At 61.1% G+C, this 12,697-nt stretch carries 10 protein-coding genes; 5 read left to right on the top strand and 5 right to left on the bottom strand.

All coding sequences use genetic code 11. The features are described 5' to 3' along the window. Window positions 1–65: 65 nt before the first annotated feature. The 3 genes from AB4037_RS03575 to iolD are packed head-to-tail and all read right to left on the bottom strand — an operon-like array spanning window position 66 to window position 3,682. Window positions 66–884 (bottom strand): SDR family oxidoreductase, encoded by an 819-nt coding sequence (locus tag AB4037_RS03575; protein WP_441770553.1) that lies wholly within the window; start codon window positions 882–884, stop codon window positions 66–68. 4 nt (window positions 885–888) lie between these two features. Beyond that, window positions 889–1,788, bottom strand: coding sequence for a myo-inosose-2 dehydratase (gene iolE, locus AB4037_RS03570; RefSeq protein ID WP_441770552.1), 900 nt, complete (start codon window positions 1,786–1,788; stop codon window positions 889–891). A 49-nt stretch (window positions 1,789–1,837) separates the two neighbouring features. Beyond that, the gene (gene iolD / locus AB4037_RS03565; protein ID WP_441770551.1) at window positions 1,838–3,682 is read right to left on the bottom strand and encodes a 3D-(3,5/4)-trihydroxycyclohexane-1,2-dione acylhydrolase (decyclizing); all 1,845 of its coding nucleotides are present in this window, start codon (window positions 3,680–3,682) and stop codon (window positions 1,838–1,840) included. A gap of 153 nt (window positions 3,683–3,835) precedes the next feature. On the opposite strand from iolD, the gene AB4037_RS03560 reads away from it, so the two are divergent. Together AB4037_RS03560 and AB4037_RS03555 are read left to right on the top strand one after the other, a co-directional pair. Continuing rightward, window positions 3,836–4,846 (top strand): hydroxyacid dehydrogenase, encoded by a 1,011-nt coding sequence (locus AB4037_RS03560; RefSeq protein WP_434960517.1) that lies wholly within the window; start codon window positions 3,836–3,838, stop codon window positions 4,844–4,846. After that, entirely contained in the window at window positions 4,833–5,960 is a 1,128-nt protein-coding gene (locus AB4037_RS03555) for a Gfo/Idh/MocA family protein (protein ID WP_441770550.1), read from the top strand. The genes AB4037_RS03560 and AB4037_RS03555 overlap by 14 nt, the downstream gene beginning before the upstream one ends. Before the next feature lie 307 nt (window positions 5,961–6,267). Here the strand turns inward: AB4037_RS03555 and AB4037_RS03550 are convergent, their stop codons facing one another. Continuing rightward, window positions 6,268–6,783: a GAF domain-containing protein gene (locus AB4037_RS03550; RefSeq protein ID WP_441770549.1), complete on the bottom strand. Its 516-nt coding sequence runs from the start codon at window positions 6,781–6,783 to the stop codon at window positions 6,268–6,270. A gap of 215 nt (window positions 6,784–6,998) precedes the next feature. Between AB4037_RS03550 and msuE the strand changes: the two genes are divergently transcribed. The 3 genes from msuE (at window position 6,999) to AB4037_RS03535 (ending at window position 10,287) form a co-directional block, all read left to right on the top strand. Continuing rightward, window positions 6,999–7,565: an FMN reductase gene (gene msuE / locus AB4037_RS03545; protein WP_441770824.1), complete on the top strand. Its 567-nt coding sequence runs from the start codon at window positions 6,999–7,001 to the stop codon at window positions 7,563–7,565. Between the two features lie 34 nt (window positions 7,566–7,599). After that, on the top strand, window positions 7,600–8,712 hold the full coding sequence (gene sfnG / locus AB4037_RS03540; RefSeq protein ID WP_434960514.1) for a dimethylsulfone monooxygenase SfnG: 1,113 nt from the start codon (window positions 7,600–7,602) through the stop codon (window positions 8,710–8,712). 465 nt (window positions 8,713–9,177) lie between these two features. Further along, window positions 9,178–10,287 (top strand): calcium:proton antiporter, encoded by a 1,110-nt coding sequence (locus AB4037_RS03535; RefSeq protein ID WP_441770548.1) that lies wholly within the window; start codon window positions 9,178–9,180, stop codon window positions 10,285–10,287. Window positions 10,288–10,714: 427 nt separating this feature from the next. Here the strand turns inward: AB4037_RS03535 and AB4037_RS03530 are convergent, their stop codons facing one another. Beyond that, the gene (locus AB4037_RS03530; protein ID WP_441770547.1) at window positions 10,715–12,661 is read right to left on the bottom strand and encodes a TonB-dependent receptor plug domain-containing protein; all 1,947 of its coding nucleotides are present in this window, start codon (window positions 12,659–12,661) and stop codon (window positions 10,715–10,717) included. Window positions 12,662–12,697 lie beyond the last annotated feature (36 nt).

Raw genomic sequence — 12,697 nt, 5'->3', positions numbered from 1 at the left:
CTTGAAAAGAAGCAGCCCGAGACGGGCTGCTTCCAGTCGGGACAATGGATTTTTCCTGAAAGGCATCAGGCGAGCGCAAGCGCCTCGGCCGGTACCGGCATTGGGCCGGCCGAGCCGCCCCACACCGTCTGGTCGTAATTGACCACGGCACCCGTCATCAGGCCGGCGTCATCGGATACGATGAAGTTGACAGTTCTTGCGACCTCCTCCGGGTCGACCAGCCGTCCGAACGGCAGTGTGGCGGTAGCCTTGGCCTCCCAGTCCGGATCACCCGTGGCCGCGGCCTGCAGCTCCCGTTCATGGTCGGACGACATCCAGCCGACATTGAGCTGGTTCACCCGGATGCGATTCTTCATCACCGAAAACGCCGTGTTGCGGGTCAGCGTCGCCAGCGCGCCCTTGGAGGCGCAATAGGCATTGATGAAGGGCTGGCCGGTATGTTCGGAGATCGAACCGATATTGCAGATCGATCCCGCGACGCCATCACGGACCATCAGCTTGATGGCTTCCTGCATCAGGAAATAGGGCCCGCGCACATTGGTGGCGAAGATGAGATCAAACAGTTCCGGTGAAGTATCGATGATCGTGCCGCGATCCGTGCAGGCAGCGGCGTTCACCAGGACATCCACGCGGCCATAGAGGCGGTCCGCTTCGGCGATGGCATGCCGGCATTCCCCGACATCGGCGACATCGGCCTTGACGAAATGAACGGGAACGCCGGTCTGCGACTTGATCCTGTCGGCCACGGCCTGACCCTTCGCGGCATTGCGTCCAAGCGTCACCAGGCCGGTGGCACCGGCGGCAGCAAGTTGCCGGGCGATCTCGGCACCCAGGCCCTGCGTCGAGCCGGTCACGACGCAGATCTTTCCATCCATGCGGTTCATGTCGTCAGTTCTCCACGGTATAGCCGGCTGCTGCCATCACGCGCAGCAGTTCCTTGTGTCCAGTCTTGGCCATCTGCAGCGGCGGGCTCTTGACGGGGTCCTGCTCCGCCTCGACCACGAACCAGCCCTCATAGCCGTAGGAAGCCAGGCGCTTCACGATGGCCTCGAAGTCGAGCGAGCCGTCACCGGGAACCGTGAAGGCTCCCTTCACCACCGCGTCGAGGAAACTCTCCTTGCCCCGATCGAGGCCATCAATCACCTCCGCCCGGATGTCCTTGGTATGGACATGCGAGATGCGGGCGTGATGCTTGTCGATTACCCGCAGGACATCGCCGCCCGCGAACGCCATGTGTCCCGCGTCATAGAGCAACGGCAGGGCTTCGCCCGAGTGCTTCATCAGGAGGTCAAGCTCCGCCTCGGTCTCGATCGCCGCCGCCATGTGATGATGGTAGCTGATCGGCATCCCCTGCCCCGCGCACCATTCGGCGAAGGCCGTCATCTTGCGGCCATAGGCCTTGATCTCGTCCTCGCTCAGCCGCCGCTTGGTCGCGAGCGGCGCCGAGCGATCGCCCTGGATGGTACCGGCGGTCTCGCCATAGACGATGCAGGGAGCACCGACGGCCTTGAAGAGCGCCATCTGGGCAGCGACGCGCTCCTTCTCCCGCTCGAGGTCACCGTCGAGCAGCAGGCCTGAGAACCAGCCGCCGCATACGCTCACGCCGTGCTTGTTCAGCACAGGCTTGAGGTCGGCGGGATCCATCGGGAAGCGGCGGCCGGTCTCCATCCCGGTGAAGCCCGCCTCGCGGGCCTGGCGCAGGCACTCGTCGAGGGAGACGTCGTCACTCAGTTCCGGCAGGTCGTCGTTCCACCAGGCAATCGGCGCGATGCCAAGTCTCGCTTTCATAAGATTCTCCAACGCATGCGTAACAGTCAGTCAGCTTTGGGAACGCCCATCAGACGCCGACTCGCTGATGCTGGCGGCCAGCGATTTGGGCGTCATGCGCCTCGCGTACTTCCTTCCTCTCGCTGGTGGCCGGGACCCCGACATCCCACCAGGCATCGCCCGGCGTCCAGGTGAAGGCATCCGACACGAGGGTGATGACGGTGGTGCGGTCATTCGTCTTCGCCCATTCCACGGCCTGGCCGAGATCGGCCAGGCTCTCCACGCGCCGCGTCAGCGCCCCCATCGCCTCGGCGTGCTTGGCGAAGTCGACCGAGAAAGGCTCCTTCACGCGGCAATCCTTGATGAGATTGTTGAAGCCGGGCGTACCCTTGGCGTTCTGGAGGCGGTTGATGACAGCATAGCCGCCATTGTCGCAGACGATCAGAATGATCTTGTGGCCGCTCAGGACGGTCGAATAGACGTCCGAGTTCATCATCATGTATGTGCCGTCACCGATCATGACGATGGGCGTGCGTGTCGGATCGGCCATTGCGGCGCCCCAGCCCGCGGCGATCTCGTAGCCCATGCAGGAAAAGCCGAATTCGCAATCGAAGGTATTGGGATCCTTGACGCGCCAGTTCTTCATGACTTCGCCGGGCAATCCGCCGGCAGCGGTGATGAGCAGGTCCCTTGCGCCGGCCTTGGCATTCACCACGCCCACGACCTGGGCATAGGTCGGGATAGGATCATTGGTGGGTTTCTGGAAGCCGTCGAGCATGTCGTTCCATGTGGCGAATTCGGACACGCCCTTTGCCGTCCAGGCCTCCGGCGCCTTCCAGTCATCGAGCGCAGCTTCCAGTTCCTCGACGGTTTCGAGGGCGTCGCCCACCACCGCCAATGCGCGATGCTTGGTGGCATCCCAGCGCGCCGCGTTGATGGAGATGAACTTCGCCGCCGGGGAGAAGGCGGTCCACGAGCCGGTGGTGAAATCCATCAGCCGCGTGCCGACGGCGACGATGACATCGGCCTCACTGGCAAGCGCATTGGCGGATGTCGAGCCGACAATGCCGAGCGGCCCGACATGGGCGGGATGGTCATGCGTCACCGCCCCCTTGCCGGCAATGGTCTCGGCCAATGGAATGCCGCGCTTCTGCGCGAAATCAGCCAGGGCCTTTTCCGCGCCCGAATAGCGAACCCCACCACCGGAAATGATCAGGGGGCGCTTGGCCTGTCGCAGCATATTGACCGCCTCGCCGAGACGATCGCGATCGGGCCGGGCCCTCGGTATCCGGTGCATGACCGGCTCGAAGAACGCTTCCGGGTAATCCCACGCCATCTCCTGCACGTCCTGCGGAAGCGCGATGAAAGCGGGCCCGCAATCGGCCGGATCCAGGAGCACGCCGACCGCCTGCGGTAGCGAGGAGATGATCTGCTCGGGATGCACGATGCGATCCCAATAGCGCGTCACCGCCTTGAAGGCGTCGTTGACGTTGATGGTCGGATCGCCGAAATGCTCCACCTGCTGCATGACCGGATCAGGTCGCCTGTTGATGAAGGTATCCCCCGAGAGCAGCAGCACGGGCAGGCGATTGGAATGGGCAACGCCGGCGGCCGTGACCATGTTCAGGGCGCCGGGCCCGATCGAGGTCGCCGCGACCATGATCTGGCGCCGCCGCTTGGCCTTGGCAAAGCCGACGGCGGCGAGCGCCATCGACTGCTCGTTCTGGCCTCGCCAGGTCGGCAGCGTGTCCTTGACGGCTTCCAGCGCCTCCGAAAGACAGGTGACGTTTCCATGCCCGAAGATAGCGAAAACGCCGGGAAAAAGAGGCACCTTCGTGCCATCCACGACTGTGAACTGGTTGCACAGGTAGCGCACCAGGGCCTGGGCCATGGTGAGACGAATGGTGGCGGACATCGTGTTCCTCCCTCGCAATTGCGATTTTTATACTGCTTACGAAATGATTATTGACAAAGCAATATAATTGCAATCACCATTGCATAATTAGTCGAACAGAGACGCAAAAGGCTGGTCTCTCACGGGCCAGCCCCGGTCCCGTGGCGGGCCGTGATGATCGAGACAGCCAGTCGTCAGAATTGGTCGGAGGAAACGATGCCGCATATACTCGTCGCGGGCAAACTGCATCCGAGCGGGATCACCCTTTTGCGGTCTGAAGCCGGCGTGACATTCGACTATGTGGAAGAGGTCTCGGAGGCCAGCTATGCCCCTCTCATCTCCGCTGCGGACGGGTTGATCATTCGCACGCAGCCTCTCTCGGCCGCCACGGTCGCACATGCCGCCAGGCTCAGGATCGTTTCCCGGCACGGCGTCGGCTACGACGCCGTCGATCTGGCGTCATTGAACAGCAAGGGCATCGCTCTTTCGATCGTGGGCGACGTGAATTCGATATCGGTGGCCGAACACGCGATGATGTTGATGCTTGCTTGCGCCAAGCAGTTGCTGCGGGCGGATCGTTCCGTGCGGGAGGCCGGCTGGGCCTGGCGCAACCGGCTCGAGGCCACTGAACTTTTCGGCAAACGTCTCCTCATCATGGGGTTTGGCCGCACGGGGCGGCAACTTGCCAAGCTTGCCGCCGTCTTCGGCATGGAAGTGCGGGCATTCGACCCCTATCTCCAAAGTCTGGGCTGGCCTAAAGGCGCGGTTGCCTGCGTGAGCGACCTGAGGGCGGGGCTGGCTTGGGCTGACGCCATATCCGTGCACGTACCGAGAGGAGAACGCCCGGCAATCGGCGCGGACGAACTGGCGCTCATGAAACCGTCGGCAATCCTGGTCAACACGGCGCGAGGCGGCGTCGTCGACGAGGCTGCGCTGCTCGACGCGCTTCGCACGGGAAGGATCTCGGCCGCGGGTCTCGATGTCTTCGACGATGAGCCTCCCCTCGCCGATCATCCTCTGTTTGGGCTCGATCAGGTGATCCTCACACCGCATATCGCCGGCCTGACGGCGGAATGCGCCGAGCGGATGGCCATCTCATCGGTCCAGAATGTGCTGGATTTCTTTTCCGGCGCGATCGATCCCGCACTCGTCGTCAACAGAGAACATCTCAATGCCAGCTCATAAAAGGCAGCTCAGGATCGGCCTCATCGGCACGGGCTTCATGGGCAAAACCCACGTGTTCGGATTTACAGCCGCGCAACGTGTCTTCGACCTTCCCTATGAACTCGTGCTGCATACCGTGGCGGATCGCACCGACGATCTGGCTACCGAGGCGGCACGGACGCTCGGCTTTGCCAAGTCATCCAGCGACTGGAAATCCCTCGTCGTCGATCCCGACATCGACGTGATCGACATCACGGCCCCCAACACTCTGCACAAGGAAATGGCGCTTGCCGCGCTGGCGGCCAGCAAGCACGTCTATTGCGAAAAACCTCTCGCGACCACCGCCGTGGATGCGGCCCAAATGGCGCAAGCCGCGCAAGAGGCCGGCGTCTGTACCCAGGTCGGCTTCAATTATCTGTGCAACCCTCTGTTTTCACTCGCCCGCGATATGATCCGCGGTGGCGAACTCGGCGAGATCCGCAGCTATCGGGGTATTCACGCCGAGGACTATATGGCCGATGCCGAAAGCCCCTTCACGTTCCGGCATGATCCGGCCGGCGGCGGGGCATTGGCGGATCTGGGCAGCCATGCCTTGGCGACGGCGGAGTTCCTCCTCGGGCCGATCGAACGCGTCCAGGGCGACAGCGCCACCGTGATCGCCAGCCGGCCTGATGGCAAGGGCGGGCGACGGCAGGTTGAGATCGACGATTTAAGCAGAGCCTTCCTTCGGTTCGCCAATGGGGCTTCCGGCAGCCTGGAGGCAAGCTGGATCGCCACGGGCCGCAAGATGCAGCACGATTTCGAGGTCTATGGCACCAAGGGAGCGCTGGTGTTCACGCAAGAGCGCTTCAACGAACTGAATTTCTACGATGCCGCAGACAAGCAGGGTCGGCGGGGTTTTCGCCGCATAGAGGCGGGCCCCGACCACACTCCTTACGGGTTGTTCTGCGTTGCCCCTGGCCATCAATTGGGCTTCAACGACCTCAAGGCCATCGAGATCGCCGGCTTCGTCAACGCCATCGCCGGCAGGCATCCCGAACCCTTTGGCTTCGGATCGGGCCAGCGCATTCAGCAACTCGTGGAAGCAATCCAGAGGTCTGCCACCGAAGGCCGGTGGGTCGATACCGGCCCATGATCTTCGACGGAAAAATGATCTTCGACGGAAAATGAACTCCGGCGGCAGGTCGAAGCCATATCGAGTTGATGGAAAAGCAAAAAACCCGACGCCAACAAGCGCCGGGTGAGATGGTCGTTAGGAGTATCATCCACGTGTACAGGACGCGGAGTTACGCCGGTCAGCGTATCGCGAATATTGGGCCGAACAACATATACGAAGGTTTACGGCTCTCCAGCCCATGAACCTCGCAGGTGTGCAAATGTATTTTGGCGGCGCTCTGTGATCACTCCCGGTCGGGAGATAGGACGCGATCTTTGATCGAACCTCACGGTAGCGTTATGGCTTGGTCCCATTCGCTTCCAGCAACATAGATCCCGGCGAGTTCCTCCATAGCCGCCTGGTCGGCGAGGTCGAAGCGCCCCGCGACCGGGCTGTCGAGATCCAGCACCCCCAAGATCCGGTCCCCCCGCATGAGGGGCACGACGAGTTCGGATCGGGAAGCCTCGTCGCAAGCGATGTGCCCCGCAAAAGCGTGCACATCCTCGACCAAAACCGATAGGCCGCGTTCGACGGCACTTCCGCAGACGCCGCGCCCGACGGCGATGCGCACACAGGCAGGCTTACCCTGGAATGGACCGACCACCAGCTCCCTTTCGGAGCGCAGGAAATAAAAGCCGGCCCAGTTGAGCTGAGGCACCATCTGAAAGATCAGGGCCGAGGTGTTGGCGGCATTTGCGATCGCGTCGCGCTCTCCATGCAGAAGGGCACGGAGCTGCGCGGCGAGATCATGATAGAAGTCCGACTTGTTGTCGCCTTGAATAGCCGTTGCCTGAAAGCTCATATCGATCGTTTCCCATATGTGCGAGTGAATCTGCCGGCCTGAGAGCGTGCCGCCCTACGGCCGAGCGAGACCCGACCGACCTTTGATCACCGATACCGCAACAAAGGCAGGACGCTAGCGCCAAGCCTGCAAACGAGGTGCTCCAAATAATTAATTGACAAAATCTATAGATTATAAATTCTTAATGGCGCAACAAAGGGATCGCAATGTCTGGCTTGAAGATTGTCGGAATATCCGGAAGCGTGAGGCGGCCGTCCCGGACGACTGCCCTCGTCCAGAACATCCTGGACAGACTGGGGGATCTCGGTGCCGTTACCCTGCTGGAACTTGTCGACGAAGCACCGCATCTGTTCTCTTCGTTGACGGCTGCAACCCTCTCGGATCGTGCCGCCACGGTTGTCCAACGCGTAGAAAATGCAGACCTGCTGGTGGTCGGCTCGCCCGTCTATCGCGCTTCCTATACTGGCGCCCTCAAGCATCTTTTCGATCTCGTCGATTATCGGGCCCTGCGCGGCACGCCGGTCGTCCTCACCGCCACCGGCGGTACTCCTTTGCACGGCCTGATGACCGAGCACCAACTTCGACCGCTATTAGGCTTTTTCGGTGCCCGCACGATCTCGACCGCCGTCTACGCACTCGATGCCGACTTCGATGACTACGAGCTCACCAGCCAGGCCGTGCAGGAGCGGATCGATCGGGCTGTGGTCGAAGCCCGGCAACAACTCACCCTACCCGCGCTCACCTCGCGCCCTGCCCCGATCCGTCTTTCGGTCAATGCCTGAACCTCTCCGCCCCTCCCAGATCCAGGATAAGCCAATGTCGTCCAACCCTTTGCCACGCGAGCGTGAACCACTGAAATTTGCCTATTGGGTTCCCAATGTGTCTGGCGGACTCGTGATCAGCAATATCGAGCAGCGCACGAGCTGGGACATCGACTACAATCGCAAGCTTGCCCAGATCGCCGAAAACAACGGCTTCGACTACGCGCTCAGCCAGATTCGCTTCACGGCGGGCTACGGCGCCGACAACCAGCACGAGCCCGTGACCTTCAGCCAGGCCCTGATCGCCTCGACCGAGCGCCTGAAGGTGATCGTAGCTCTCCTGCCGGGGCCGTGGAATCCGGCCGTCGCCGCTAAGCAGATTGCGACGATCAACAATATCTATGGCGGCCGCGTCGCGGTGAACGTGGTGAGCGGCTGGTTCCGGGGCGAGTTCACGGCCATAGGCGAACCCTGGCTTGACCATGACGAACGCTATCGCCGTTCGGAAGAATTCATCCGCGCCTTGCGCGGAATCTGGACCCAGGAGAACTTCACTTTCCGGGGCGATTTCTACCGTTTCACCGACTACAATCTCAAGCCCAAGCCGATCGACCCCCAGCCGGAAATCTTCCAGGGCGGCTCCTCGCGGGCGGCTCGTGATATGGCGGCCAGGGTCTCCGACTGGTATTTTACCAACGGCAACACGCCCGCCGAAATCAAGAAGCAGGTTGACGACATTCGCGCCAAGGCGGCCGCGAATGGCCATTCCGTCAAGGTCGGCGTCAACGCCTTCGCCATTGCCAGACAGACGGAGGAGGAAGCCAAATCCGTCCTGGCCGAAATCATCGCCAAGGCCAATCCTGATGCCGTGCACGGCTTCGCCCATGAGGTGAAAAACGCCGGCAAGGCCTCGCCCGAAGGCGAAGGCAATTGGGCCAAGTCCTCCTTCGAGGACCTCGTGCAGTATAATGACGGCTTCCGTTCCAATCTGATCGGCACGCCGCAACAGATCGCCGAGCGCGTCATCGCCCTCAAGGATGCGGGCGCTGACCTTATTCTCCTGGGCTTCCTGCACTTCCAGGAAGAGGTGGAATATTTCGGCAGGCACATCATCCCACTGGTGCGTGAGCTGGAAGCCGAGCGGTCGCTGGCTGTCGCGGCCGAATAGTTCATCAGCCCGCGGCTGGCAGCCTCTCCTTCGGCGGCGTCACGACGCTCGCGCAGGTAAGCCTGCTTGTCCGCCCCGCTGAGATATTTGCCATCATCGGGCTTAACGGCGCAGGCAGGAATTCGCACATCAACGTCATCTATAGGCGGGACACCAGCCGTAGACGTGACCTTGCGCCTGCACACTACGAAACTTGAAGATAGGAAGCCTATCCTCGACATCTGCCGCTACCTGTTCCATCGGGGGGACAATGCCTCCCAATCCTGAGAGCAGAAGAACGAAATGCTTGCCGGGATGCATCTCAGAAGAACCATGAGCAGCGCTTCCCCTCCAGCCCCGTTTTCGATGCCTCGTCGCAATTCCAGTATCCTCGTCTGATCGCAAAACGCTTCAGGCTCGATTTGCCGTGGAGCGATTGACGGGCCATTCTCCGACATCCCGTTGGACATCCGAGGTCTCCCCTTCATGCCGATCCTGATTCTCCGCCTCGTCACCGCATGGGCCAGCGTCGCCGCTTTCCATTTCCTGGCGGACCCGCTTTTGGGTCACCTCGACACGCCACTTGTCGCAGTGGCGGTCTTCCTGTGGCTCCTGGCTGTGATCATGTGGACCGCCTTCGGCGTCGTGCACGAGGCGGAGGTGCTGGCACATCGTCTCGGCGAGCCCTACGGCACATTGATCCTAACGCTCGCGATCGTCATCATCGAGGTCGCGCTGATCTCCGCCGTGATGCTGGGCGCCAAAGGAGCCCCGACCCTCGGGCGCGACACGATGTTCGCGGTGCTGATGATCGTTCTCAACGGGGTGGTCGGGCTTGGTCTTCTACTCGGGGGCATGAAGCATTTCGCCCAGCGCTACAATCTGAAGGGCGCGGCATCCTATCTTGCGATCATCATTCCGCTGGCCGTCATCCCCCTGATCTTGCCGAATTTCACCACCTCCGTCAGCGACGGCTCCCTGACGCGCTTCCAGGCGATCAGTTTCTCGATCTTCACGCTCATGCTCTATGGCGCCTTCCTGGTGCTTCAGACCGGCCGCCACGCCGAGTTCTACCGCGAGCCGTCTGCGGAAACCGCTCCAGTACAAGAGGAGGACACGGGGATCCAGGAGGCAGCCGACGACGGCCCGATCGTGCCCCATCTTCTCCTGCTTTTGCTGAACATCCTGCCGATCGTTCTGCTGGCGAAAAGCCTGGCAAAAGTGCTCGACTTCGGCATCGCCCGCCTGGGCGCTCCGACAGCGCTCGGCGGCATTCTGATCGCCATGATCGTGTTTACACCCGAATGCATCACGGCTTTGCGGGCCATTACGGCCAATCAGCTACAGCGGGCCATCAATCTATGTCTCGGTGCGGCGGCCTCGACGCTGGGCCTCACCGTGCCGGCCATCCTCGTGATCGGTCTCCTGACCGGACAGAATGTGGTGCTCGGGCTTTCAGCGACCAACATGATATTGCTGGCGATGACGCTGGTGCTTTCGACGCTCACCTTCACAGGCACCAGAACGACGATGCTTGAGGGCGCAGTGCATCTTGGCGTGTTCTTCGTCTTCCTGGTTCTGGTCTTCAGCCCGTAAGAGGCATGGCCCGCCTGTCTCTTGCACAAGCCGACCCGCCAACGGCCAGGCGATGGCGAGCATATCTGCAGTCGTGGCGGAAGCGCTCCTCTTCTGTCATGACGAAATAAGGCCTCCAGGCGCCTGTCCATCTCACGGATGATAGCTTCTCCCCTGTCCGGCTCTCCGACGAGCCTGGCGACCTGGCGGATCTGTCCGCGCACGCCCTCGAGACCCTGCAGGACATCGGACTCAGCGACATTCATGCCCACACGATGCAGCAGCAGAAGTTCATCCGTACACATGTTGATGGAGACGACGCGTTTGGGTGGTGGAGACGCAGACACCGGAGTCTCGGCGCTGGCTTGTCCGATACCAGACATCGCGAGGACCAGGCAGGCCACCAGAAGGTGGACGCTGCTCTGGTCGAGACCCCGAGATCGGCGCATCAAAACGCCCGCACCCGAACACCGCCATAGACCCCGAGGCCCGGCTGAAGAAAACCAATTGGTTCCTGATAGCGACGGTCGAACAGGTTATCGACGCGCGTGTAGAGATTGATCTTGTCGTTCAGATCATAATCGGCCGCGAGGTTCACCGTCGTGTAGCTGGGAGTTCGCATGCGTCGGATCGAGAAATCACGGTTACCGTCGACCCAGGAACCGACGAAGAGCAACGTGGCGGAGAGGTGGAGCTGGTCGATCGGCGACCAGTTCGCCTGCAGGCTGGCCTTGTGCCGTGGTCGCCTCAGCAATTCCTGGCCCTCGTCCTCGTCCTTGGCGATGGTGAAGGTGTAGTCCGCCCTCAGATCGAGCTGATCGTTCACCTTCCAGGCGATGAAGGACTCGTTGCCATGCGTTTCGGCCCTGCCGATGTTGATATTGGTGGTGAAATCGGCATTGGCCATGATGAGATTCTTGATCTTGTTGTAAAAATAGGTCGATCCAACCCGAACCTTGCCATCCAACAAGGGCTGTTCGAAACCGAGATCATAGCCGGTGCTCTCTTCCGGCTTGAGGTCGGGATTGGCGTAGAAACCAAAGGCTGGAAAACTCTGATAGAGCTGGCTCAAGGTCGGTGCCTTGAAGCCCGTGCCGACGCTGGCCTTCAGTTGGGTTCCGGTCTGATCGAAGGTGTAGGTCGGGGCGAGGCGATAGGTGAAGTGACCGCCGAAACTATTGTAATGGTCATAGCGAATGTTGGACGCCACGGTGAAGCCCTTGAAGAGGTTTGCTTCCAACTGGGCATAGGCTGCGTTGTCGACATCCGAAGCCTTGAGATTTCCCAGATCCAGGCTGAAGCGCTCGTGCTCGACGCCGAGCAGCACCTTGTAATTGTCGCTGAGGGCAATCTCCTGCCTCAGGTCAAACTTCAGCCGTTCGCCGGTTGCCGCGCTCGGCGCCGTGAAGGTCACCGGCGGATAGACGTTCCGGCTCCATAGATTGCTGTAGGAAACGCCGAATATGGTTCGGTAGCGATTATCGAGCGAATGCCAGATACCCTCGGCACGCGTGAACAATTGATGGTTCAACAGCCAGGTGCGCGAAGGGTTGGGCGCGCAAAAGCACGCTCCATAGCCGTCGCTGGTGAAACCGAGCTTGGAGTCGGTGTAGCGGGCAATGACGTTGACGGAGAAATTATCCGTCAGATCGGCACCGACCCGGCCGGAATAGGTGTAATTGTCATAGTAGTTGGGGCGCGCGACGGTGCCGGATACGAGAAGTTCCCAGGGCGTGACCGGCGTGTCCGTCGAACGAAAATGCTCGATACCGAAGGTATAGTTGAAAATCGAAGCCGAGCCGCTCACTCCCGCGCGTTGATTGAACGTGCCATGTGATCCGCCTTCGACACTGGCCGTCAGCTTGGGGGCGCCTGAGCCTTTCTTCATGGTGATCGAGATGACGCCTCCGATGGCGTCGGCGCCATAGAGTCCGCCTTGCGGTCCACGCAGAATTTCGATGCGCTCAATGTCACCGGTCAGCAATTGGCCAAGATCGGCGGCAGCATTGGGAACGGCAGGATTGGAAACATCGATGCCGTCGATGAGCACCTTGACATGGTTGGAATTGGTTCCGCGCATGAAGATGGAGGTCTGGGTGCCCGGGCCGCCTGACTGCACGAGATTGAGGCCGGGCGCGGTGCTCAGTACGTCTTTGACGGTGCGCCGCTGCTGTTTGGCGATGTCATCTGCCGTGATTACCGTGATCGAACTGCCTATCTGACTGGCGGGTGTCGGCGTCAGCGTGGCAGAATTGACATAGACCGGATCCAGTTCGATCGGCTCGGGCGGTGTTCCCGCACTCTGCGCCAGAGCATGCGTCGCCAGAATGTAGGACGTCCCAACGATGCCAGCTGTCAAAACCGCGCGTTGCAGGCGCGAAATAGTCGAGTCCATGAAGACCTCAAGCAGGATAGCCAATGGCCGTCACTG

The sequence above is a fragment of the Labrys sp. KB_33_2 genome (assembly GCF_052114505.1).
Lineage (GTDB): Bacteria > Pseudomonadota > Alphaproteobacteria > Rhizobiales > Labraceae > Labrys.
Note: the sequence above shows the minus strand (reverse complement) of the source record. Positions and strands in the feature narration are given on the sequence as shown.

Coding starts and splice junctions, on each gene's coding strand:
- AB4037_RS03575 (WP_441770553.1), bottom strand. CDS start 884: ATGAACCGCATGGATGGAAAGATCTGCGTCGTGACCGGCTCGACGCAG.
- iolE (WP_441770552.1), bottom strand. CDS start 1,788: ATGAAAGCGAGACTTGGCATCGCGCCGATTGCCTGGTGGAACGACGAC.
- iolD (WP_441770551.1), bottom strand. CDS start 3,682: ATGTCCGCCACCATTCGTCTCACCATGGCCCAGGCCCTGGTGCGCTAC.
- AB4037_RS03560 (WP_434960517.1), top strand. CDS start 3,836: ATGATCGAGACAGCCAGTCGTCAGAATTGGTCGGAGGAAACGATGCCG.
- AB4037_RS03555 (WP_441770550.1), top strand. CDS start 4,833: ATGCCAGCTCATAAAAGGCAGCTCAGGATCGGCCTCATCGGCACGGGC.
- AB4037_RS03550 (WP_441770549.1), bottom strand. CDS start 6,783: ATGAGCTTTCAGGCAACGGCTATTCAAGGCGACAACAAGTCGGACTTC.
- sfnG (WP_434960514.1), top strand. CDS start 7,600: ATGTCGTCCAACCCTTTGCCACGCGAGCGTGAACCACTGAAATTTGCC.
- AB4037_RS03535 (WP_441770548.1), top strand. CDS start 9,178: ATGCCGATCCTGATTCTCCGCCTCGTCACCGCATGGGCCAGCGTCGCC.
- AB4037_RS03530 (WP_441770547.1), bottom strand. CDS start 12,661: ATGGACTCGACTATTTCGCGCCTGCAACGCGCGGTTTTGACAGCTGGC.